At 72.9% G+C, this 22787-nt stretch carries 21 protein-coding genes; 12 read left to right on the top strand and 9 right to left on the bottom strand.

Features of this window, described 5'->3' with window-relative positions; all coding sequences use genetic code 11:
* Nucleotides 1–100 precede the first annotated feature (100 nt).
* From pgl to tkt, 4 genes are all read right to left on the bottom strand, one after another.
* Nucleotides 101–820, bottom strand: coding sequence for a 6-phosphogluconolactonase (gene pgl / locus RDV89_RS05170; RefSeq protein WP_315731875.1), 720 nt, complete (start codon nucleotides 818–820; stop codon nucleotides 101–103).
* A complete protein-coding gene (pgi, locus tag RDV89_RS05165; RefSeq protein ID WP_315731874.1) occupies nucleotides 817–2493 on the bottom strand; it encodes a glucose-6-phosphate isomerase in 1677 nt (558 codons plus the stop codon). The genes pgl and pgi overlap by 4 nt, the downstream gene beginning before the upstream one ends.
* A 4-nt stretch (nucleotides 2494–2497) precedes the next feature.
* On the bottom strand, nucleotides 2498–3601 hold the full coding sequence (gene tal / locus RDV89_RS05160; RefSeq protein ID WP_315731873.1) for a transaldolase: 1104 nt from the start codon (nucleotides 3599–3601) through the stop codon (nucleotides 2498–2500).
* Between the two features lie 64 nt (nucleotides 3602–3665).
* Nucleotides 3666–5762: a transketolase gene (gene tkt, locus RDV89_RS05155; RefSeq protein WP_315731872.1), complete on the bottom strand. Its 2097-nt coding sequence runs from the start codon at nucleotides 5760–5762 to the stop codon at nucleotides 3666–3668.
* A 373-nt stretch (nucleotides 5763–6135) separates the two neighbouring features.
* Between tkt and RDV89_RS05150 the strand changes: the two genes are divergently transcribed.
* A complete protein-coding gene (locus tag RDV89_RS05150) occupies nucleotides 6136–7086 on the top strand; it encodes a heme o synthase (protein ID WP_315732220.1) in 951 nt (316 codons plus the stop codon).
* A gap of 76 nt (nucleotides 7087–7162) precedes the next feature.
* Here the strand turns inward: RDV89_RS05150 and RDV89_RS05145 are convergent, their stop codons facing one another.
* From RDV89_RS05145 to RDV89_RS05135, 3 genes are read right to left on the bottom strand one after another with little or no spacing between them, the layout of a single operon-like run.
* The gene (locus RDV89_RS05145; protein ID WP_438823256.1) at nucleotides 7163–8083 is read right to left on the bottom strand and encodes a COX15/CtaA family protein; all 921 of its coding nucleotides are present in this window, start codon (nucleotides 8081–8083) and stop codon (nucleotides 7163–7165) included.
* Nucleotides 8080–8853 (bottom strand): ABC transporter permease, encoded by a 774-nt coding sequence (locus RDV89_RS05140; protein WP_315731870.1) that lies wholly within the window; start codon nucleotides 8851–8853, stop codon nucleotides 8080–8082. Before RDV89_RS05140 ends, RDV89_RS05145 begins: the two co-directional genes overlap by 4 nt.
* Complete coding sequence (locus RDV89_RS05135; protein ID WP_315731869.1) at nucleotides 8850–9812, bottom strand: ABC transporter ATP-binding protein; 963 nt, start codon at nucleotides 9810–9812, stop codon at nucleotides 8850–8852. The genes RDV89_RS05140 and RDV89_RS05135 overlap by 4 nt, the downstream gene beginning before the upstream one ends.
* A gap of 120 nt (nucleotides 9813–9932) precedes the next feature.
* Between RDV89_RS05135 and RDV89_RS05130 the strand changes: the two genes are divergently transcribed.
* The 9 genes from RDV89_RS05130 to RDV89_RS05090 all read left to right on the top strand — a co-directional run bounded on the left by RDV89_RS05130 (nucleotide 9933) and on the right by RDV89_RS05090 (nucleotide 17420).
* Nucleotides 9933–10658 carry a helix-turn-helix transcriptional regulator gene (locus RDV89_RS05130; protein ID WP_315731868.1) on the top strand — a complete coding sequence of 242 codons (726 nt, stop codon included), beginning with the start codon at nucleotides 9933–9935 and terminating at the stop codon, nucleotides 10656–10658.
* Entirely contained in the window at nucleotides 10655–12082 is a 1428-nt protein-coding gene (gene sufB, locus RDV89_RS05125; protein ID WP_315731867.1) for a Fe-S cluster assembly protein SufB, read from the top strand. Before RDV89_RS05130 ends, sufB begins: the two co-directional genes overlap by 4 nt.
* Nucleotides 12079–13311 carry a Fe-S cluster assembly protein SufD gene (sufD, locus tag RDV89_RS05120; RefSeq protein ID WP_438823260.1) on the top strand — a complete coding sequence of 411 codons (1233 nt, stop codon included), beginning with the start codon at nucleotides 12079–12081 and terminating at the stop codon, nucleotides 13309–13311. The genes sufB and sufD overlap by 4 nt, the downstream gene beginning before the upstream one ends.
* Nucleotides 13312–13318: 7 nt before the next feature.
* The gene (locus RDV89_RS05115) at nucleotides 13319–13657 is read left to right on the top strand and encodes a non-heme iron oxygenase ferredoxin subunit (protein WP_315731865.1); all 339 of its coding nucleotides are present in this window, start codon (nucleotides 13319–13321) and stop codon (nucleotides 13655–13657) included.
* A 45-nt stretch (nucleotides 13658–13702) separates the two neighbouring features.
* Nucleotides 13703–14461 carry a Fe-S cluster assembly ATPase SufC gene (sufC, locus tag RDV89_RS05110; protein ID WP_315731864.1) on the top strand — a complete coding sequence of 253 codons (759 nt, stop codon included), beginning with the start codon at nucleotides 13703–13705 and terminating at the stop codon, nucleotides 14459–14461.
* A gap of 39 nt (nucleotides 14462–14500) precedes the next feature.
* Nucleotides 14501–15775: a cysteine desulfurase gene (locus RDV89_RS05105; protein WP_315731863.1), complete on the top strand. Its 1275-nt coding sequence runs from the start codon at nucleotides 14501–14503 to the stop codon at nucleotides 15773–15775.
* A gap of 4 nt (nucleotides 15776–15779) precedes the next feature.
* Nucleotides 15780–16244 (top strand): Fe-S cluster assembly sulfur transfer protein SufU, encoded by a 465-nt coding sequence (sufU, locus tag RDV89_RS05100; RefSeq protein ID WP_315731862.1) that lies wholly within the window; start codon nucleotides 15780–15782, stop codon nucleotides 16242–16244.
* A 212-nt stretch (nucleotides 16245–16456) separates the two neighbouring features.
* Entirely contained in the window at nucleotides 16457–16786 is a 330-nt protein-coding gene (locus tag RDV89_RS05095; RefSeq protein ID WP_315732219.1) for a metal-sulfur cluster assembly factor, read from the top strand.
* Between the two features lie 7 nt (nucleotides 16787–16793).
* The gene (locus RDV89_RS05090) at nucleotides 16794–17420 is read left to right on the top strand and encodes an acVLRF1 family peptidyl-tRNA hydrolase (RefSeq protein ID WP_315731861.1); all 627 of its coding nucleotides are present in this window, start codon (nucleotides 16794–16796) and stop codon (nucleotides 17418–17420) included.
* 43 nt (nucleotides 17421–17463) lie between these two features.
* Here RDV89_RS05090 and RDV89_RS05085 read toward each other — a convergent pair whose 3' ends face one another.
* Nucleotides 17464–18522 (bottom strand): hypothetical protein, encoded by a 1059-nt coding sequence (locus tag RDV89_RS05085; protein WP_315731860.1) that lies wholly within the window; start codon nucleotides 18520–18522, stop codon nucleotides 17464–17466.
* A gap of 62 nt (nucleotides 18523–18584) precedes the next feature.
* Between RDV89_RS05085 and RDV89_RS05080 the strand changes: the two genes are divergently transcribed.
* The gene (locus RDV89_RS05080; RefSeq protein ID WP_315731859.1) at nucleotides 18585–19487 is read left to right on the top strand and encodes a phosphotransferase; all 903 of its coding nucleotides are present in this window, start codon (nucleotides 18585–18587) and stop codon (nucleotides 19485–19487) included.
* A gap of 92 nt (nucleotides 19488–19579) precedes the next feature.
* Nucleotides 19580–21178, top strand: coding sequence for an ABC-F family ATP-binding cassette domain-containing protein (locus RDV89_RS05075; RefSeq protein ID WP_315731858.1), 1599 nt, complete (start codon nucleotides 19580–19582; stop codon nucleotides 21176–21178).
* On the opposite strand, the gene RDV89_RS05070 is transcribed toward RDV89_RS05075, so the two are convergent.
* A complete protein-coding gene (locus RDV89_RS05070) occupies nucleotides 21151–22737 on the bottom strand; it encodes an adenylate/guanylate cyclase domain-containing protein (protein WP_315731857.1) in 1587 nt (528 codons plus the stop codon). The genes RDV89_RS05075 and RDV89_RS05070 overlap by 28 nt on opposite strands.
* Nucleotides 22738–22787: the final 50 nt, after the last annotated feature.

The raw sequence follows: 22787 nt of genomic DNA, 5'->3' as shown, positions 1-22787 counted from the left end.
TGGATGAACGCGGCGCAACCCGCGACTCGACGCCCGGGACCGCGGCGCAACCCGCGACCCGACGCTCCGGACCGCGGCGCAACCCGCGACTCGACGGACCTCAGAGGCGGGACGCGGCGGCGCGGTCGAGCCACCACCGGGTGCGGCGGCGGCCGCGGACGCCGGCGGCCGGCGTGGCGCGGACCTCGTCCCCGGCCAGCGCACGGGCGACCGCGTCGGCCTTGCCCTCCCCGCTGACCAGGAACCAGACCTCGGTGCTGCGCTGCAGTGCGGGGAACGTCAGCGACACACGCTCGGGCGGCGGCTTGGGGGAGTCGCGCACCGCGACCACGTCGACGCCGACCTCGAAGAGCTGCGGGTGGTCGGGGAACAGCGAGGCGACGTGGCCGTCCGGGCCGACCCCGAGCATGACGACGTCGATCTCGTCGGGCCCGTGCTCGCGCAGGGTCGCCGCGTACACCTCGGCGGCCTCCTCGACCGACGACGCCGTGGCGCTCGACGGCACCGCGTGCACCTGGGTGGCACCCACCGCGTCGAGGAACGCCTGGCGCGCCTGACGCTCGTTGCGGTCCTCGGAGTCGGGCGCGACGAACCGCTCGTCGCCGAACCAGAACACCACGTCGGCGAAGTCGACCGAGCTGTCCGGAGCCAGCCGCGCCACCTCCCGGTGCACCAGGTCGGCGACGGTGCCGCCGGTGAGCACGACGTGGGGCGTACGCCCGTCCGCCTGCAGCGCACCCAGGTGCTCGAGCAGCGCCGTGGCCACCGCGGCGGCGAGCCGCTCCGCGTCCGGCAGGACGTCGCGCTCCGCGGCCCTCATGCCCGGTGCTCCCGGTAGTAGGCGACCAGCGCCCGCGTCGAGGCGTCCTGCGCCTCGAGCGCGTCGGCGTCGCCGCCGACCGCGGGGGTCAGCTCCTGCGCGAGCTGCTTGCCGAGCTCGACACCCCACTGGTCGAAGCTGTCGATGCCCCAGACCACGCCCTGCGTGAAGGTGACGTGCTCGTAGAGCGCCACGAGCTGACCCAGCACCGACGGCGTCAGCGCGGGCGCCATGATCGAGGTCGTGGGTCGGTTGCCGCTGAAGACCCGGGCGGGCACGACCGCCTCGGCCGTCCCCTCCGCGCGCACCTCGTCGGCCGTCTTGCCGAACGCCAGCGCCCGCGTCTGGGCGAAGAAGTTCGCCAGGAACATTTCGTGGACGTCCACGTCGCCGTCGACGAGGGGGTACGCCGGGTTGGCGAACGCGATGAAGTCCGCCGGGATCAGTCGCGTCCCCTGGTGGATCAGCTGGTAGAAGGCGTGCTGGCCGTTGGTGCCGGGTTCGCCCCAGAAGACCTCGCCGGTGCCCGCGGTGACGGGGGAGCCGTCCCAGCGCACGCCCTTGCCGTTGGACTCCATCGTCAGCTGCTGCAGGTAGGCCGGGAAGCGGTGCAGGAGCTGGGCGTACGGCAGCACCGCGTGGGTCGCGGCGCCGAGGAAGTCGCCGTACCAGACGTTCAACAGCCCCAGCTGCAGCGGCACGTTCCGCTCGGGCGGGGCGTCGCGGAAGTGCACGTCGACGGCGTGCATGCCGGCGAGCAGCTCGCCGAAGCGCTCGGGTCCGATCGCGACGACCAGCGACGTGCCGATGGCCGAGTCGAGCGAGTAGCGGCCGCCGACCCAGTCCCAGAACCCGAACGCGTTGTCGGGGTCGATGCCGAAGTCGGCGACCTTGTCGAGCGCCGTGGAGACGGCCACGAAGTGACGCGCGACGGCGTCGCCCTCACCACCGGCGGCGGCGCCGAGCGCCCCGGCCGAGCGCAGGCCGTCGAGCAGCCAGGAGCGGCACAGCCGGGCGTTGGTGAGGGTCTCGAGCGTCCCGAAGGTCTTGCTCGCCACGATGAACAGGGTCGTGGCCGGGTCCAGACCGGCCAGCGTGGTCGCGGCGTCGGTCGGGTCGATGTTGCTGATGAAGCGGCACTCGATCTCGGGGTGGTGGTACGGGGCCAGCGCCTCGTACGCCATCACCGGACCGAGGTCGGAGCCCCCGATGCCGATGTTCACCACCGTGCGGATCCGCTCGCCGGTGACGCCGGTCCACTCCCCGGAGCGGACCTTCTCGGCGAAGGCGTACACCCGGCCCAGCACCTCGTGCACGTCGGCGACGACGTCCTGGCCGTCGACGACGAGGTCGGCGTCGCGGGGGAGCCGCAGCGCCGTGTGCAGCACGGCCCGGTCCTCGGTCACGTTGACGCGCTCGCCGGCCAGCATCGCGTCACGGCGTGCCGCGACACCGGTCTGCTCGGCCAGCTCCAGCAGGGCGGCCAGCACGTCGTCGGTCACCAGGTTCTTGGACAGGTCGACCCGCAGGTCGCCCACGTCGTGGGTGAACCGGTCGGCCCGGCCCGGGTCCTGCGCGAACCATCCGCGCAGGTCCGGGGCCAGGCCCGCCAGCTCCGTGAGCCGCGCCCAGGCGGCCGTCGTGGTCGGGTCGACCGGCTGCGCCGCCGTCACGGGCTCAGGCCTTCGCGGCGTCGAGCTGGTTGCGGACGGTCTCCAGCAGCTCGTCCCAGGAGTCCACGAACTTCTGGACGCCCTCCTGCTCGAGCTGAGCGATCACGTCGTCGTAGGAGACCCCCGCCGCAGCGACCGCGTCGAGCACCGCGCGCGCGTCGTCGTACCGGGTCGTGACCAGGTCACCCTCGACCTCGCCGTGGTCGGCGAAGGCGTCCATCGTCTTCTCCGGCATCGTGTTCACGGTGTCGGCGACGACCAGGTCGGTGACGTACATCGTGTCGCGGTAGTCGGGGTTCTTGACACCCGTCGAGGCCCACAGGGGCCGCTGGCGGTGGGCGCCCGCCGCCGCGAGCCGCTCCCACCGCTCGCCCGAGAAGAACTTCTCGAACGCCTGGTACGCCAGCCGCGCGTTCGCCACGCCCGCCTTGCCGAACAGCTCGGCGTCGGCGCCAGCCGCCTCCAGCCGCTTGTCGATCTCGCTGTCGACCCGGGAGACGAAGAAGGACGCGACGGAGTGGATCGTGGACAGGTCGTGCCCGTTCTCGAGCGCCTTCTCGAGCCCGGAGACGTACGCCTCCATCACGGCCTGGTAGCGCTCGAGGCCGAAGATCAACGTCACGTTCACCGAGATGCCCTCGGCCAGCGTGTCGGAGATCGCCGGCGCACCCTCCGTGGTCGCCGGGATCTTGATCATCGCGTTGGGCCGGTCGACCGCGGCGGCCAGCTCCTTGGCCGAGGCCAGGGTGGCGTCGGTGTCGTGGGCCAGGCCCGGGGCGACCTCGATCGAGACGCGGCCGTCGACGCCACCGGTGGCGTCGTAGGTCTCGCGCAGCACGTCGGCGGCGTTGCGCACGTCGGTCGTGGTCAGCTCGAAGACCACCCGGTCGATGTCGGCGCCGTCGGCAGCCAGCGAACGGAGCTGCTCGTCGTAGCGCTCGCCGTCGGCCAGTGCTGCCGCGAAGATCGACGGGTTCGTGGTCACGCCGACCACGGACCGCTCGGCGACGAGCTCGGCGAGGTTGCCGGTCTCGATGCGCTCGCGCGACAGGTCGTCGAGCCAGATGGACACACCCGCGTCGGCGAGTGCCTTCAGACGGTCGGACATCGGTGCCTCCTGGGGCGGGGTCGGGGAAGGTGCGGGTGGGTGTCCGGTCGGGTGGACCGGCGGGTCAGCGCGCGACGCGCAGGGTGTCCTGCGCCGCGAGCACGACGGCCTCCGCCGTGAACCCGAACTCGGTGAACATGCGCTCGGCCGAGGCGCTCGCGCCGTAGGTCTCGATCGACACGACCTTGCCGTGGTCGCCGACGAGGCGCCACCACGGCATCGCGATGCCGGCCTCGACCGCGACGCGCGCCTTGACGGTCGGCGGCACGACGCTCTCCTGGTAGGCGAGGTCCTGCTCGGCGAACCACTCGAGGCAGGGGACGGAGACGACACGGGCCTTCACGCCGTCCTCGGCAAGCTTGTCCGCCGCCGCGACGGCCAGCTGGACCTCGGAGCCCGTGGCGAGCAGCACGACGTCGGGCTGGCCGCCGTCGGCGTCCTTGAGCACGTACGCACCGCGCGCCACGCCGTCGGTGGTCGCGAAGCCGTCCTCGCCGCGCGGGAAGACCGGGACGTTCTGTCGCGAGAGCGCGAGCGCGGCCGGACGGTCGCTGTTGGCCAGGATCGCGGCCCACGCGGCCGCGGTCTCGTTGGCGTCGGCGGGCCGCACCACGTCGAGGCCGGGGATGGCGCGCAGGGCGGCGAGGTGCTCGACCGGCTGGTGGGTCGGGCCGTCCTCGCCGAGGCCGATCGAGTCGTGGGTCCACACGTAGGTGACCGGCAGCTTGCTGAGCGCCGCGACGCGGACGGCGCCGCGCATGTAGTCGGAGAACGTGAGGAACGTGCCGCCGAAGACGCGCGTCAGCCCGTCCGCGGCGATACCGTTCATGATCGCGCCCATGCCGTGCTCGCGGATGCCGAAGTGCAGCACCCGGCCCTGCAGCGGGTCGCCCTCCCAGTCCTTGGTGGAGCGGGAGGCCGGGATGAACGACGGCGCATCCTTGATCGTGGTGTTGTTCGAGCCGGCGAGGTCGGCCGAGCCGCCCCACAGCTCCGGCAGCACGGGCGCCAGGGCGTTGATCACCTTGCCGGAGGCGGCGCGGGTGGCGACGCCCTTCGGGTCGGCGGGGAAGGTCGGCAGCGCGTCGGCGAGGTCTGCGGGGAGCTCGTGGGCCTTCAGCCGGTGCAGCAGCGTCTCGAGCTCGGGGTTGGCGGCCGCCCAGGCGGCGTACTTCTCGTCCCACTCCGCGCCCCACGCCGCGCCACGCTCGGCGAGCGCGCGGGTGTGCTGGAGGACCTCCGGCGGCACCTGGAAGGTCTGCTCGGGGTCCCAGCCCAGGACCTCCTTGGTGGCGGCCACCTCGGCGTCGCCCAGGGCGCTGCCGTGCGCGGCCTCCGTGCCCTGCGCGTTCGGCGCGGGCCACGCGATGACGGTGTCGAGCACGATCAGCGACGGACGGTCGTCGACGGCGCGGGCGGACCGGACGGCGTCGTAGAGCGCCGGGACGTCCTCCTCGTACCGCTCGCCGCCGTTGGTCCAGTCGACGGTCTGGACGTGCCAGCCGTACGCCTCGTAGCGCTTCGCGACGTCTTCGTTGAACGCCACGTCGGTGTCGCCCTCGATCGAGATCCGGTTGCGGTCGTAGATCACCGTGAGGTTGCCGAGCTGCTGGGTGCCCGCGATGGAGCTCGCCTCGCCGGAGACCCCCTCCTGCAGGTCGCCGTCCGAGCAGATCGCGTAGACGTCGTGGTCGAACAGGCTCTCGCCGAGGGCGGCCGTCGGGTCGAGGATGCCGTGCTGGCGCCGCGCGGCCATCGCGATGCCGACGGCGTTCGCGACGCCCTGGCCCAGGGGACCGGTGGTCACCTCGACGCCCGCGGTGTGGCCGTACTCCGGGTGGCCCGGGGTCTTCGAGCCCCAGGTGCGCAGCGCCTTCAGGTCCTCGATCTCGAGGCCGAAGCCACCGAGGAACAGCTGCGTGTAGAGCGTGATGCTCGAGTGGCCGCACGAGAGCACGAAGCGGTCGCGCGCGATCCAGGTCGGGTGCGCCGGGTCGTGCCGCATGACCTTCTGGAACAGCAGGTACGCCACCGGCGCCAGGCTCATCGCCGTGCCGGGGTGTCCGTTGCCGACCTTCTGGACGGCGTCCATCGCGAGGACGCGGGCGGTGTCCACCGCCTTCTGGTCGAGCTCGGTCCAGTCCAGCTTGGTCTCGGTCACGTGGTTCCTCTCCGGGGGGCTGTGCGGGGGTGCGGCGCCCGTGCGGCGCGGTGGGTGGGCGTGCGCCCGGCGGCGTGTGATCACCGGTACCCACGCGCGGGCACGGCCGATGCCGAGCCTAGCGCCGCCCCGGTTTAGACTCGACCCCGCACTGCACCGCCCCGGCCGTCGTTCCGCCAGCTGGAAACGCGGCGGCCGCTTGACGCTGACGAGGACCTCTGTGACGTACGCCGGAAAGTCGGTCTCCGCCGCCCGCGTGCCGGAGGAGGCGTCGCCTCCCGGCCCGTCGACCGGGGGTCCCGACGGACCCGCAGGGGCCGACGTGCATGCTGGTGCGGTGTCCGACGCGCTTCCTCCCGTGCCTCCCGGCTCGTTGAGCGAGGAGGAGACGGCCGACGACCTCGGCGTCCGCGAGGAGCCGGCTCCGGCCGGGCGCGCCTCGCTGCGCGACGTCGTCGCCGCCTACGTCGGCCTCACCAAGCCGCGCGTCATCGAGCTGCTGCTCCTGACGACCGTGCCGGTGATGTTCTTCGCCGCGCGGGGGATCCCGCCGCTCGGGCTGGTCGCCGCCACCGTGGTCGGCGGCGCGCTCTCGGCGGGCTCGGCCTCGGCCCTCAACTGCGTCTACGACCGCGACATCGACGAGCAGATGCGTCGTACGCGTCGGCGCGCGCTGCCGCGGCACATCGTCACGCCTCGTTCCGCGCTGGTCTTCGGCCTCACGCTCGGCGTGCTGTCGACGGTGATCCTCTTCGTCTGGGTCAACCCGCTCTCGGCGGCCCTGTCGGTCTCGGCGAACGCGTTCTACATCTTCGTCTACACGATGTGGCTCAAGCGCCGCACGACCCAGAACATCGTCTGGGGCGGCGCGGCCGGCTGCTTCCCGGCCCTGATCGGCTGGACGGCGGTGACGAACGAGCTGGCGTGGCCGCCGGTGATCTGCTTCCTCATCGTCTTCTTCTGGACGCCTCCCCACACGTGGGCGCTCGCCATGCGCTACCGGGAGGACTACGCGAACGTGGCCGTTCCGATGCTGCCGGTCGTGGCGCCCGCGGCGTCGGTCGGCAAGCAGATCGTGCTCTACACGTGGGCCACCGTCGCGATCTCGCTGGTGCTGTGGCCCGTCGCCGGCACTGGCTGGTTCTACCCGGCCGCCGCCGCGGTGCTCGGCGCGGTGTTCCTCGTCGAGGCGCACAAGCTCTGGCGGCGCGCGGTGGGCACCGAGCAGCTGACGCTGATCAACCCGATGCGGCTGTTCCACACGTCGAACCTCTACCTGTCGCTGCTCTTCGTCGCCATCGCGATCGACCCGCTGATCGGCTGACCCGGGGCGCGCACCGCCGCACTGCCGGCGCCCGCCAGGGCGCCCCGTGGGTGCCGGCTCGGCGCGAGCGGAGCGGTCAGGCGGGCGTGGGCACGCGGCGCGAGCGGACCAGCACCCAGGCCAGTGCCGCCGAGGTGAGCGCGGCGCCGACGAGGTGCAGGGCGACCAGCACGATCGGCAGGCCCGTGAAGTACTGGACGTAGCCCACGACGCCCTGCGAGAGCTCGACGGCGATCAGCGCGACGGCCGCCCGCACGAGGAACGCGTCGCCGCTGCGCCGGGCGAGCACGAGGAGCACGACGCTGAGTCCGACGAGGGCGTACACGGCCCAGGCGTGGATGTGCGAGAACAACGCCGGGTCCAGGCCCGTGCGGGGGGAGTCCGCGTCACCGGCGTGCGGCCCGCTGCCGGTCACGACGGTGCCGAGGTAGAGCACGACCCAGCCGACGCCGAAGGTCGCCAGGGCGGTGCGACGCACCGGATCCGCGTGCCGGCGGGAGGTCCGCGGGTGGCGCAGCCAGTCGAGCAGCAGCACGCACAGGCCGATCATCGCCAGGGACAGCAGCAGGTGGAACGCGACCAGCCACGGGTTGAGGTCGGTGAGCACCGTGATGCCGCCGATCACGGCCTGGGCGGGGATGCCGAGGCCGATCACGAACGCCACCCGGGCCGCGCGCCGGCGTCCGGCCCGCCACGCCGCGAGGAAGGTCGCGAGGGCGACGGCCGCCAGCACGAAGGTCAGCAGCCGGTTGCCGAACTCGATGGCGCCGTGGATGCCGAGGCTGCCGTGGGGCACGTACGAGTCGTCCGTGCAGCGCGGCCAGGTCGGGCAGCCGAGGCCCGAGCCCGTCAGACGGACGACCCCGCCCGTCAGGACGATGCCGATGTTGGCGACGAGGTTGGCGATCGCGAGCGGCACCAGCACGCGCTGGGCCACCGAGGTCACGGTGCTCGGGGGGCCGCCGGGGGCGGCCTCGGTGCGGACGGACAACGTCACTCCCAACGGAACAGCCGCGAGACGGCCGTCGCTCCCACGACGGTCCAGCCCACGAGGACGAGCAGGGGGACGACGGCCACCTGGCCGTCGAGGAACGCGGTGCGCAGGGCGTCGCCCAGTGCCGCCGAGGGCAGCACCTGGAGGACGTCACCGGCGGCGCCGTACGAGCTGCGGGGCAGGACGACGGCACCGCCGACCAGGAGCAGCAGGTAGACGAGGTTGGCCGCGGCCAACGTGGCCTCGGCCCGCAGCGTGCCCGCCATGAGCAGGCCGAGGGAGGCGAACGCGGCCGCGCCGAGCAGGACCGCCAGCAGCGCGGCGAGCACGCCGACCAGCCCGCCGTCGGGGCTCCAGCCGAGGCCGAGCGCGACCGGCACCAGGACGCAGGCCTGCACGACCTGGACGACCAGCAGGGCGCCGAGCTTCCCGAGCAGGAGGCCGTGACGCGGCAGCGGCGAGGCGCCGAGGCGCTTGATGAGGCCGTAGCGGCGCTCGAAGCCGGTCGCGATCGCCAGCGAGGTGAAGGCCGTCGACATGACGGCCAGGGCGAGGACGCCCGGGGTCAGCGTGTCGACGGCCGAGCCCTCGAGCTCGATCCCGCCGCGCCGCCCGGCGACCACGCCGCCCACGAGCGCCAGCGCGGGGATGACCAGCGCGACGAGCAGCTGCTCGCCGTTGCGCAGCATCAGCCGGGTCTCCATCGACGCCTGGGCCCGCACCTGGCGCGCCAGGGGAGCGGCGCCGGGGGCCGGCGCGAAGGTGCCGCTCATCGGGCGCCCCCGCCCGCCGGCTCGCCGAGCTCGCGCCCGGTCAGCTGCAGGAACACGTCCTCGAGGGTGCGCTGGCCCAGGGTGAGCGACTCCGGGAGCACGCCGTGCCGCTCGCACCAGGCCGAGACCGTGGAGAGCGTCGAGGCGTCGGCGGGACCGGTGATCAGCAGGCTCTGCGCGTTGACGGGGGTGACCTCCGTGGCGGGCCCCAGCGATGCCTGCAGCGAGGCCGGCGCGTGCGGGGGGAAGGGCTCGGTGACCACGAGCCGGATCGTGGTCGCGCCGCCGGCGCGGGTGAGCTCGAAGGGCGACCCGCTGGCGATCAGGCGCCCGCGGTCGATCACGTGCACGTGGTCGGCGAGGCGCTCGGCCTCCTCGAGGTAGTGCGTCGTCAGCACGGTCGTGACGCCGTCGGCCCGCAGCTCCTCGAGCAGGTCCCAGGTCGCGCGACGCACGGCCGGGTCCATGCCGGCCGTCGGCTCGTCGACGAACAGCAGCTCGGGCCGGCCGACGAGGGCCATCGCCAGACCGAGGCGCTGCTGCTGGCCGCCGGAGAGCCGGCGGAAGGGCGTACGCCCGCACTCGGCGAGACCGAGGCGCTCGACCAGCAGGTCCACCGACAGCGGCTGGGCGTGCAGGGCGGCGACGTGGCGCAGCATCTCGACCGCACGCACGCCCGACCAGGCCCCGCCGGCCTGGAGCATGACGCCGACGCGGGGGAGCAGGGCACGCCGGTCGCGGACGGGGTCGAGGCCCAGGACCCGCACCGTGCCGGCCTGCGGGCGGCGGTAGCCCTCGCAGGTCTCCAGCGTCGTCGTCTTGCCGGCACCGTTGGGGCCGAGGACGGCCGTGATCGTGCCGGACTCGACCCGCAGGCTGAGGGCGTCGACGGCCAGGGTGTCGCCGTACCGCATCACCAGGCCGTCGACGACGACGGCAGGAGCAGCGGGGACGGGCACCGGACAAGTGTAGGAGCCGGACGCCGTCCGGCTCACGTCGAGGGCGCCCCTCGGGGCGGCCCCGGCCGGTAAGGCGACCCTTGCTTGAAGCGGCAACTCGAATAACGTCACACTGGCGTAGTGCAATTCACCAGGAGTGCTGCCGGAGTCAGGCCCGTCGGGTCCGACGACGTCGACGCCCCTACGCGCGCACGGGTGGTGCGCAGCATCCTCGAGGCCGGTCCCTCGACCGCGGCGCAGCTCGCCGACCGTCTGGAGCTGACGCCCGCCGCGGTGCGCCGCCACCTCGACCAGCTGGTCGAGGACGGCAAGCTCGAGCACCGCCAGCAGCGACCCGGCGGCGCCCGCGGTCGCGGTCGCCCCGCGCGCGTGTTCGCGCTGACGGACACCGGCCGCGAGCAGTTCGACCAGCAGTACGACACGCTGGCCGTCCAGGCGCTGCGCTTCCTCGCCCGCACCCAGGGCCCGGAGGCCGTCGCCGAGTTCGCCCGGCAGCGCGTGTCGTTCATCGAGCGCGACTTCGCCGCCGTCCAGGACGCGGAGCCCGAGCTGAGTCCCGCGGAGGTGCTCGCCCGGGTGCTGACCGACGAGGGCTACGCCGCCGGCGTGCGCGGGTCGCCGATCGGCGACCAGCTGTGCCAGCAGCACTGCCCGGTCTCCCACGTCGCGAGCGAGTTCCCCCAGCTGTGCGAGGCCGAGACGGAGGCGATCAGCGCCGTCCTGGGCCGCCACGTGCAGCGACTGGCCACCATCGCCCACGGCGACGGCGTCTGCACCACCTGCATCCCCGACCTACCGCCTACCGGTCCCACCAGCAGCACCGACCAGAACGGAGCGTCCGCATGACGTCCACCCCGAGCATCGACGAGCTCAACCCCGGCCTCGCCGGCATCGGCCGGTACGAGTTCGGCTGGTCCGACAGCGACGACGCCGGCGCCACCGCGCAGCGCGGGCTCAACGACGCGGTCGTGCGCGACATCTCCGGCAAGAAGAGCGAGCCCGGCTGGATGCTGGACCTGCGCCTCAAGGGCCTCAAGCTCTTCGACCGCAAGCCCATGCCGACCTGGGGCTCGGACCTCGGCGGCATCGACTTCGACAACATCAAGTACTTCGTGCGCTCCTCCGAGAAGCAGGCCACCAGCTGGGAGGACCTGCCCGAGGACATCAAGAACACCTACGACAAGCTCGGCATCCCCGAGGCGGAGAAGCAGCGCCTCGTCGCCGGCGTCGCCGCGCAGTACGAGTCGGAGGTCGTCTACCACTCGATCCGCGAGGACCTCGAGGAGAAGGGCGTCATCTTCGTCGACACCGACACGGCGCTGAAGGAGCACGAGGAGCTCTTCAAGGAGTACTTCGGCACCGTCATCCCTGTCGGCGACAACAAGTTCTCCGCGCTCAACACGGCGGTGTGGTCCGGCGGCTCGTTCATCTACGTGCCCAAGGGCGTCCACGTCGACATCCCGCTGCAGGCCTACTTCCGGATCAACACCGAGAACATGGGTCAGTTCGAGCGCACGCTGATCATCGCCGACGAGGACTCGTACGTGCACTACGTCGAGGGCTGCACGGCGCCGATCTACAGCTCCGACTCGCTGCACTCGGCCGTCGTCGAGATCGTCGTGAAGAAGGGCGCCCGCGTGCGCTACACGACCATCCAGAACTGGTCGAACAACGTCTACAACCTCGTCACCAAGCGCGCGACCTGCGAGGCCGGCGCGACGATGGAGTGGGTCGACGGCAACATCGGCTCCAAGGTGACGATGAAGTACCCGGCCGTCTACCTCATGGGCGAGCACGCCAAGGGCGAGACGCTCTCCATCGCGTTCGCCGGCGAGGGCCAGCACCAGGACGCCGGCGCCAAGATGGTGCACGCGGCGCCCCACACCTCGTCCTCGATCCTGTCGAAGTCGGTGGCCCGCGGCGGCGGCCGCACGTCCTACCGCGGCCTCATCCAGGTCAACGAGGGCGCCTACGGCTCCAAGTCGAACGTCCTGTGCGACGCGCTCCTGGTCGACCAGATCAGCCGCTCGGACACGTACCCCTACGTCGACATCCGCGAGGACGACGTGTCGATGGGCCACGAGGCGAGCGTCTCAAAGGTCTCCGAGGACCAGCTCTTCTACCTGATGAGCCGCGGTCTCGAGGAGGACGAGGCGATGGCCATGATCGTGCGCGGCTTCGTGGAGCCGATCGCGAAGGAGCTCCCGATGGAGTACGCCCTCGAGCTCAACCGGCTCATCGAGCTGCAGATGGAGGGCGCGGTCGGCTGACGCCGGCACCGCTGCCCCCGACACCCGAGACACCGACGAAGAGACGAGAAGTGACAGTCATCGACGAGACGCCCGCCGCCGCGCGGGCCGTGGAGACGGGCAAGGTCTCCAGCCACCTCCACCCGGAGCCCTCCTACGACCTGGCGGCCCACCCCGAGCCGACCGGCCGCGAGGAGATCTGGCGGTTCACCCCCCTCAAGCGCCTGCGCGGGCTGCTCGAGGACGTGCCGTCTGACGCGCACCTGGAGTGGCAGACGCAGCTGCCGGCCGGGGTCACCCTGACCCCGATCAGCGCGGAGGAGGCCCGCGACCTGGGCGAGTTCCTGCCCTTCGACCGTCTCGCCGCGCTGGCCGTGGCCAACGCCGGGGGCGCCATGCTGCTCGACGTGCCCGCCGAGACCGAGCTGGACGAGCCCGTGCGGATCGACCTCACCGGCACCGGGCTCGACCAGGTCGTGTGGGGCCACCTCGTCGTGCGGGTCGGCCGCTTCGCCAAGGCCACCGTGCTCGTCGAGCACTCGGGTGCCGCCCGCTACAGCCACGCCACCTCGGTGCTCGTCGGCGACGGCGCGCAGCTGGACCTCGTCACGGTCAACGACTGGAGCGACGACTCGGTGCACGCCGGCCAGGTCGGCATCCGCGTCGGCCGCGACGCCCGGGTGCGGGCCAGCGAGTTCACCATCGGCGGCGACCTGGTGCGCACCTCCACCAACGTGGAGTACGCGGGCCCCGGCGGCGACGCCGAGCTGCTCGGCCTCTACTTCGCCGACGCCGGCCAGCACATCGAGCACCGGCTCTTCGCCGACCACACCGCCCCGAAGACGAAGAGCAACGTCGTCTACAAGGGCGCGCTGCAGGGCGAGGGCGCGCACACGGTGTGGATCGGCAACGTGCTGATCCGCAAGGTGGCCGAGGGCATCGAGACGTACGAGGAGAACCGCAACCTCGTGCTCACCGACGGCTGCCAGGCCGACTCGGTGCCGAACCTCGAGATCGAGACCGGCGAGATCGAGGGCGCCGGCCACGCGTCCGCGACCGGCCGCTTCGACGACGAGCAGCTGTTCTACCTGCGCAGCCGGGGGATCAGCGAGGGCGAGGCCCGACGGCTCGTCGTGCACGGCTTCTTCAACGACCTCATCCGCCGCGTCGGCGTGCCCGAGCTCGAGGAGCGCCTGCGTGCGGTCGTCGAGTCCGAGCTCGAGCGCCACGTGCTCAGCGGCACGGTCTGAGCCCGGCATGGCCTTCGAGCGAGCCTGCGCGGTCGCGGACGTCGCGGCCGACGGCGCGTACGCCGTGACCCTCGGCGGTCAGGACGTCGCGGTCGCGCGCGACGGCGACACGTTCTACGCCGTCGAGGACCAGTGCAGCCACGCCCTGGTCGCCCTCTCCGAGGGCGAGGTGGCGGACTGCCGCATCGAGTGCTGGTTGCACGGCTCCGAGTTCGACCTGCGCACGGGCCAGCCCAGCGGCCTGCCCGCCACCGAGCCGGTCGCCACCTTCCCCGTGGAGGTGCGCGACGGCGAGGTGTACGTCGACGTCACCACCACCCTGAACGGGGTCCGGCCGAGCGACTGAGCCGCCGACCCCGCCCCTAGACCCCCACAAAGGACGAAGAGAGACATGAGCACGCTGGAGATCAAGGACCTGCACGTCTCGGTGACCACCGAGGACGGCCCCAAGGAGATCCTCAAGGGCGTCACGCTGACCATCAAGGACGGCGAGACCCACGCGATCATGGGCCCCAACGGCTCGGGCAAGTCGACGCTGGCGTACTCCATCGCCGGTCACCCGAAGTACGACATCACGAGCGGCACCGTGACCCTCGACGGCGAGGACGTCCTCGAGATGAGCGTGGACGAGCGCGCCCGCGCCGGCCTGTTCCTCGCGATGCAGTACCCCGTCGAGGTGCCCGGCGTCTCGGTGGCCAACTTCCTGCGCACCGCCAAGACGGCGATCGACGGCGAGGCGCCCAAGCTGCGCACGTGGGTCAAGGACGTCAACACCGCGCTCGACGCCAACGGCCTCGACGCCTCGTTCTCCCAGCGCTCGGTCAACGAGGGCTTCTCGGGCGGCGAGAAGAAGCGCCACGAGATCGCGCAGCTCAACCTGCTGCAGCCGAAGGTCGCCATCCTCGACGAGACCGACTCGGGCCTCGACATCGACGCGCTCAAGGTCGTCTCGGCCGGTGTCAACCAGTTCGCCGAGGGCGGCGACAAGGGCGTCCTGCTGATCACGCACTACACGCGCATCCTGCGCTACATCAAGCCCGACTTCGTCCACGTGTTCGTGGCCGGCCGCATCGCCGAGCAGGGCGGCCCCGAGCTGGCCGACCAGCTCGAGGCCGAGGGCTACGACAAGTACGTCAACGCCGCGGTCTGAACCGTCCGCGCCCCGTCACGTCCGTCTGAAAGGAACGCCATGTCGATCGCTGGACTGCTGCCCCAGCTCGAGGTGGTCCGCAAGGACTTCCCGATCCTCGAGCGCACGCTCGCGGGCGGGCTGCCGCTGGTCTACCTCGACAGCGCGAACACCTCGCAGAAGCCGCAGTGCGTCATCGACACGATGGTCGACCACCTCGAGCGGCACAACGCGAACGTCGCGCGGGCGATGCACCAGCTCGGTGCGGAGTCGTCCGAGGCGTTCGAGGCGGCGCGCGACAAGGTGGCGGCCTTCATCGGCGCCCCGTCGCGCGACGAGGTGATCTTCACGAAGAACGCCTCGGAGGCGCTCAACCTGGTCGCGAACACGCTGGCGTGGGCGCGCGGCGAGCGCGGCATCGGCGAGGGCGACGTCGTCGTCACCACCGAGATGGAGCACCACTCCAACATCGTGCCGTGGCAGCTCCTCACCGAGCGCACGGGCGCGACGCTGCGCTGGTTCGGGCTCACCGACGACGGGCAGCTGGACCTGTCGGACGTCGACGAGCTGATCACCGAGCGGACGAAGGTCGTCACCCTCACCTGGGTGTCGAACATGCTCGGCACGATCAACCCGGTCGCGCAGATCGCCCGCCGCGCCCACGAGGTCGGTGCGCTCGTGGTCGTCGACGCCTCCCAGGCCGCGCCGCAGCTGCCGATCGACCTCGCGGGCATGGCGCCCGAGGAGCGTCCCGACCTGCTGGTCTTCACGGGCCACAAGGTGGTCGGTCCGACCGGCATCGGCGTGCTCTGGGGAAGCCGAGCGGTCCTCGAGCAGCTGCCGCCGTTCCTGGGCGGCGGCGAGATGATCGCGACCGTGGCGATGGAGCGCTCGACGTACGCCGACATCCCGCACAAGTTCGAGGCCGGGACCCCGCCGATCGTCGAGGCCGTCGGCCTCGGCGCCGCGGTCGACTACCTCTCGGACCTCGGTCTGGACGCCATCCACGCCCACGAGCAGGCGATCACGGGGTACGCGCTGGAGGGCCTGGCCACGATCCCCGGCCTGACGGTGCTCGGTCCGCTCGACCCCGCCGCCCGCGGGGGAGCGGTCAGCTTCGAGATGGAGGGCGTGCACCCGCACGACATCGCGCAGGTGCTCGACAGCCGCGGCGTCGCCGTGCGTGCCGGTCACCACTGCGCGAAGCCCGCGCACGCGCGGTTCGGGGTGCAGAGCTCGACGCGGATGTCGTCGTACCTCTACACGACCCCGGCGGAGATCGACGCCCTCGTCGAGGCGCTGGAATACACCCGCTCGTACTTCCGGTTGGGATGAGGCGATGACGGCACAGGATCTGGATGCGCTCTACCAGGAGATCATCCTCGACCACTACAAGAACCCCCACAACAAGGGTCTGCGCGACCCCCACGAGGCCGAGGTGCACCACGTCAACCCGACGTGCGGCGACGAGATCACCCTGCGGGTGCACCTCGTCGGCGAGCCCGGCGCCGAGACGGTGGCCGACGTGTCCTACGACGCGCTCGGCTGCTCCATCTCGCAGGCGTCGGCCTCGGTGCTGACCGACCTGGTGATCGGCAAGCCGGTCGCCGAGGCCGTGAGCATCCACGAGAACTTCCTGACCCTGATGCAGGGTCGGGGCAAGGTGGAGCCGGACGAGGACGTGCTGGAGGACGGCATCGCCTTCGCCGGCGTCGCCAAGTTCCCCGCACGCGTCAAGTGCGCTCTGCTGTCGTGGATGGCGTGGAAGGACGCGACCGCCCGAGTCATCGAGGAGAAGGCATGAGCACCGAGACCCCCGACCAGCAGACCGTGGCGACCACGGACGGCCCCGTCACCGGCGAGGTCACCGACGGGCCCACCCCGCCCCGGCCGGGCGAGGTCGCGCCCGGCGTCGACGCCCCGGCCCGCACCGGCGGCGAGGCCGCCAGCGCCGACACGACCCACGCGGCGGGCACCGCCGACGACCTGCCCGAGGTCCCGGAGGCCTCCGGCGGCGTGTCGACCAGCCGTTCGTCGTCCACGTCGGTCGAGGACGTCACCGAGGCCATGAAGGACGTCGTCGACCCCGAGCTCGGGATCAACGTCGTCGACCTCGGTCTCGTCTACGGCGTGCACGTCGACGAGGACACGAACGCCGTCATCGACATGACGCTGACCTCCGCGGCCTGCCCGCTCACCGACGTCATCACGGACCAGACGGTCTCGGCGCTCGAGGGCATCGTCAACGACGTCGCGATCAACTGGGTCTGGATGCCGCCGTGGGGCCCGGACAAGATCACCGACGACGGGCGCGACCAGCTGCGCGCACTCGGCTTCAACGTCTGAGCCGGCGATGACCACCGTCCTCGTGCCCGCGGGGCGGTGGTCGCGCTGGGTCGCGTCGTTCGGCGAGCGGCACGGCGCTCCTGAGCTCGTCCTCGAGGACGGGCGACTGGACGGCCGCGCGCCCGACGGGTCCTGGTTCCGCGCCTCGCTCCCGTTCGACGCCCGGCACGCGGGTGCGCCCACCCCCGAGGCGCTGGCGGTCGCCGCCGCCCCTCCGGAGCGCTGGGGCGTGCTGCTGGTGCGCAAGGGCGGGTTCGCCGTGGCGCTGGTGGAGGTACGCACCGTGGTCGCGAGCAAGGTCGGCCGGCGGCACGTGCAGGGTCGCACCAAGGCGGGCGGGCAGAGCCAGCAGCGGTTCGCCCGGCGCCGGGCCAACCAGGCGCGGGCCGCCTTCGACGCCGCGGCCGACCACGCGTACGCGGTGTGGGGCAGCGACGAGAACCGGCACCTGGACGCGGTGGTGGGCGGCGACCGTGCCGCCGTGGCCGAGGTCCTGGACGACCGGCGCCTGCGCAACGTGCGGGTGACGGGGCCGTTCCTGCCCGGCCCGGACCCGCGGCGCGACGTGCTGCTCCGAGCGGTCGAGGACGCCCAGGCGCTGAGCGTCGACGTGCACAACGCGCCCGGCACCTGACCGGCGGCCGGAGCGGGCGCACCTGCGTGGCCCGGCGCCACGCTCAGGCGTGCGAGACGAAGGGCGCGCGGCGCAGCAGGGCGTCCCGCCCTGCCGACAGGGGGAGGTCGTCGAGCGACAGCGTCGCGGTGAGGACGCTGCCGTCGACGGAGGTCTCCAGCAGCTCGAAGCCCCGCGCGTCGCCGTCGGCGTCGAGCACGTCGGCCAGCGCGTCGGCGTTGGCCTCCGCCTCCTCCGACGACGCGTGGTGGTAGGCGACCACCAGCGGGGCGTCGGCGTCGCCGGTCAGTCCCACACCCACCGCGTCGAACGCCTCGGGCAGCGACCGCGAGTCACCGGGCGACGCGCCCACGACGAGGTCCGCGACGTAGACCTCGTGGACGTCGAGCGCCTCCGCGACCTCCAGCGCCCCTTCGTCACCTCGGTCCTGGGCCAGCGCCAGCGTGAGGTCCGACGCGACGAACGCCGCCGTGAGGAGGTCCTTCTCGGCCTGCACGTGCACCGGCTGGCCCAGCGGGCGCAGCGCGCTGCGCTCGGTCAGGTCCGTGGAGAGGTCCTGGCCCTCGCCGATCCGCCAGCGACCCTCCTCGCCGGGGCCGTAGGCCTCCTCGAGGGCGTCGAGGTCCACCGGGCCGGCCACGACCGAGGCACGGCCCGGGGCCGAGACGAGCTCGGCGAAGCGCTCGGCCGTGACGGCCGAGGTGCCGATCTCGGCGGCGACCACGTCCGGGGCCTCGCCCCAGTAGCCGCCGAGCACCTCGGGCAGGGTGAGCGCCACGGAGCCCTCGACCCCGGTCACGGCGTCCAGCCAGTCCTCGTAGCCCGCCTCGTCGTCGACACCGTCGGGCCGCTCGGCCTCGGCCAGCGCGCTCGCGCGGTCGAGGTCGCCCACGGAGACGAAGGACGCCTCGTAGGCGGTCGTCGGCAGGGAGGCGACGCCCCAGCGCACCAGGCCGTCCTCGACCGCGCCGGAGCGGTCCCGCGCCGAGGACTCCGCGGCGTCGTCCGACGACGAGCCGCACGCCGCGAGGGACGCGGAGAGCACGAGGACGGCGAGGGCGGCGGTGGGAGCGGTCGTCGAGACGCTGCGTCGGGCGGACATGCACCCGGCCTTCCCCGCACGGCGCCCCGGAAACGGTCGATCCGTCTGCCAGACTCCCGACCATGTGGCGCCCCGACGACGGGTGGGAGGCACTGCGCGGCGGGCGGGGCCCGAGCACCGGCGGTGTCTGGCTCGACCGGACCACGACGCCGCCGAGCGTCGTGAAGCGGCTCGTCGCGCCCGGGCCCGACGACCCCGAGGAGCTCGCGGTGCCGACGCACGACGCGTGGTGGCGCCGCTCCGCGGCCGTGGCGGCGTCGGGGGTGGTCGACGGCACCACCGGGCTGCGCTCGGTGCCGGTGCTCGACGTGACCGAGGACGCCGAGGGCGTCACGCTGCGCCACGCGTACGTCGCACCCGACCCGCCGCCGGCCCTCTACCTGGCGTCGCGCCTGGGTGCGTTCGCCGGCTGCGCGCCACCCGCGGTGCCCTGGCTCGCTCGCGGCCAGCTGGCCGGGCGGCTGAGCAGGGTCGAGTGGCGGGGCGGCTGGACGACCCTGCAGCGCACCAGTCTCGCCGACCTGGCCGACCGGCTCTGGCAGCGCCGTCGGCACCACCTGGCCGGGATCGACGCCCTGCCGCAGGTGCTGCAGCACGGCGACCCGGTGCCGGGGAACTTCCCGGCCCGCGACGGCGACACCGCGCTGACCCTGGACTGGTCGACCCTGGGCACGGGGCCGGTCGGCGGCGACCTCGGCTACCTCGCGCTCAGCGCTCCCGAGTCCCTCGAGGTGCTGCTGGACGCCTACGTCGCCGGGCTCCCGACCGACCTGGCCTCGCCGGCCGAGGTGTTGTACGGCGCCCGGGTCACGGCCGTCTACACCATCGTGAACCGGGCCGAGTGGGTGCTCGCCCGAGCCGCCGCCGGGGAGGGCGCGCTCGCCGGCAAGTTCCGCCACCCGAGCGTCGCGCCGACCCTGCGGGTCCTGCAGCGGCAGTACGCCCACCTGGAGGCCCTGCTGTGAGGCCCGGACGCCGCCGGTGTGAGCCGATCGACGCCCGCACGGCCCGCTGCGATGCGGTCCTCGCCGCGCCACCGCCGTAGAGTCCTCCGTCGATGATCACCGCACAGAACGTCGAGGTCCGTGCGGGCGCACGTCTCCTGATGGAGAACGTCTCGTTCCGCGTGGCCGCGGGCGACAAGATCGGCCTCGTCGGCCGCAACGGCGCCGGCAAGACCACCCTCACCAAGATCCTGGCCGGCGACGCCCTGCCCGCCTCCGGCTCCGTCCACTCGTCCGGCGACGTCGGCTACCTGCCCCAGGACCCGCGCGTCGGCGACCCCGAGGTCCTCGCCCGCGACCGGATCCTGTCGGCGCGCGGGCTGGACGACGTGGTGCGGCGCCTGCGCGACGCCGAGGCCCAGATGGGCTCCGAGGACCCGGACGTCGCCGAGCGGGCGATGAAGCGGTACGCCCGCGCGGACGCCGAGCTGCACGCGGGCGGCGGCTACGCCGCGGAGGCCGAGGCCGCGACGATCGCCGCGAGCCTGGGCATCCCCGACCGGATCCTGGGCCAGCAGCTGAAGACGCTCTCCGGCGGCCAGCGCCGCCGGGTCGAGCTCGCCCGGATCCTCTTCTCCGGCGCCGACGTGCTGATCCTCGACGAGCCGACCAACCACCTGGACGCCGACTCGATCGTGTGGCTGCGGGAGTTCCTCAAGGCGCACCGCGGCGGGTTCATCGTGATCAGCCACGACAACGACCTGCTGGCCGACACGGTCAACAAGGTGTTCCACCTCGACGCGAACCGTTGCGTCATCGACGTCTACAACATGGGTTGGAAGCACTACCTGACCCAGCGCGAGACGGACGAGAAGCGGCGCAAGCGCGAGCGCATGAACGCCGAGAACAAGGCGAAGACCCTCACCGACCAGGCCAACAAGATGCGCGCCAAGGCGTCCAAGGCGCAGGCCGCGCAGTCGATGCTCAAGCGCGCCGAGAAGATGATGGCCGGCGTCGAGGGGGAGCGCGCCGCCGACAAGGTCGCCAAGATCAAGTTCCCGTCGCCCGCGCCCTGCGGCAAGACCCCCCTCACGGCGGAGGGCCTCTCGCGCACCTACGGCGCGCTCGAGGTGTTCACCGGCGTCGACCTCGCGATCGACAAGGGCTCCCGGGTCGTCATCCTCGGCCTCAACGGCGCCGGCAAGACCACGATGCTGCGGATCCTGGCCGGTGTCGACCAGCCCGACACCGGCGCCGTCGTGCCCGGGCACGGGCTGAAGGTCGGCTACTACGCCCAGGAGCACGAGACGCTCGACACGTCGCGCACCGTGCTGGAGAACATGCAGAGCGCGGCGCCGCAGCTGACCGACACCGAGGCGCGCACGGTGCTGGGCTCGTTCCTGTTCTCGGGCGAGGACGCGCACAAGCCGGCGGCGGTGCTCTCCGGCGGCGAGAAGACCCGCCTCGCGCTCGCCTCGCTGGTCGTCTCCAGCGCCAACGTGCTGCTGCTCGACGAGCCGACCAACAACCTCGACCCGGCCTCGCGCGAGGAGGTGCTCGACGCGATCCGTCGCTACGAGGGCGCCATCATCCTCGTCACGCACGACGAGGGGGCCGTGCTGGCCCTCGAGCCGGACCGCGTGCTGATCCTCCCGGACGGCGTCGAGGACCTCTGGAACGCCTCCTACGCCGAGCTGGTCTCGCTGGCCTGAGGCTCCGCCGGCGCGTGTTCCTCGCGGGGCACGGCGAGCCGCGTGGGTGCGCCCCGACCGCGCAGCACCTCGGCGCCCTCGACGCTCCAGCGAGCGGCCTCGTCGGCAGCGGCGGCCTCGACCGTGGCGGCGGCCGCCAGCACGCGGCCGGGCCGGCGCTTCGCCAGCTCGGTGAGCCGCGCCGCCGAGTTCACCGCGTCGCCGATGACCGTGTACTCGAACCGGCGCTCGTCGCCGACGTTGCCGGCCACGGCGTTCCCCGTCGCGACGCCGACGCCGGCCTCGACCTCGGGGACCTCAGCCGCGAGACGACGGGCGATGGCACGCGCGGCCCGCAGCCCGTCCTCGGCGTGGCGCGCGTTCTCCACCGGGGCCCCGAACACCGCGAGCACCGCGTCGCCCATGAACTTGTTGACCAGGCCCCCCGCCCGGTCGACCTCGTCGACCACGACGGCGCAGAACCGGTTGAGCAGGGTCACGACCTCCGTGGGCTCGAGCCGCGTGGCGAGCGTCGTCGAGCCCATCAGGTCCACGAACAGCACCGTGACCTCGCGCGTCTCGCCGCCCAGCTCGACGTCACCGCCCACCGCCGCCGCGGCCACCTCCTGGCCGACGTGGCGACCGAACAGGTCCCGGATGCGCTCGCGCTCGCGCAGGCCCGCCGCCATCTCGTTGAACCCCGCCTGCAGGTGACCGAGCTCGCTGGCGTCGTAGACGGGCACCTCGACGTCGAGACGCCCCCGGCGCACCTGCTCCAGCGCGTCCTGGACGGAGGCGATGGGCCCGACGACGGAGCGGGCCGTGAGCCCGGTGATCATGAAGCCGAAGAGCATCACCACCCCGCCCAGCACCATGACGACCACCGCCAGCCGGGTCAGCCCGAGCTGCTCGTCACCCGTGAGCGCGAGGAGCGCGGCCAGCATCAGCACGGCGACCGGCACCCCTGTGCCGACGGCCCAGAAGACGACGAGCCGACGGCGTACGCCCGACCCGCGGCGCCGCGGCGGCACCCCGGCCGACAGCGCACGGGCGGTGATGGGTCGCAGCACGAACTCGGTCCACAGCAGGGAGATCGCGCACACGATGACCCCGGCGACGGACACGGCGATGCCCTCCGTCAGGGCCAGGGACGGCTGCAGCACGACGGCCAGGCCGGTGAACAGCACGACCGCCGCGGCCCACAGGCCGCCCTGGCGCACCATCGCGGCCAGCGGCGCCCGCAGCGTGGCCCGCTGCTCGGCCTCGGTGGGCGGGCGGTTCTCCCGTGCCCACAGCAGCGCGGCGAGGAGCCGGCGCGTGATCGTGACGGTGCCGACGAGCACCGCGACGGCGACGTAGACCGGCACGGCGATCACGTGGGCCAGCCAGTAACCGTCGCGCAGCGGCTCGTCGGGGCGCACGAGCAGGAGCAGCGCGACCACGACCACCGCGCCGACGAGGTTGGCCACCAGCAGGATGAAGGTCAGCAGGACCTGCACCCGCACCCGCAGCGCCCGCGCCGACTGGTCGGGGCGACCGAGCAGGCGCGAACCGTAGACCCCGTGGGTGGCACCGCTCACGGCGAGCATCGTAGGGCCGCGCGTGCGAGGCTGGCGGGAGGTCGCGCGGG

The organism is Nocardioides imazamoxiresistens (genome assembly GCF_032378595.1).
In the GTDB taxonomy this organism is placed as follows: domain Bacteria; phylum Actinomycetota; class Actinomycetes; order Propionibacteriales; family Nocardioidaceae; genus Nocardioides; species Nocardioides imazamoxiresistens.
Note: the sequence above shows the minus strand (reverse complement) of the source record. Positions and strands in the feature narration are given on the sequence as shown.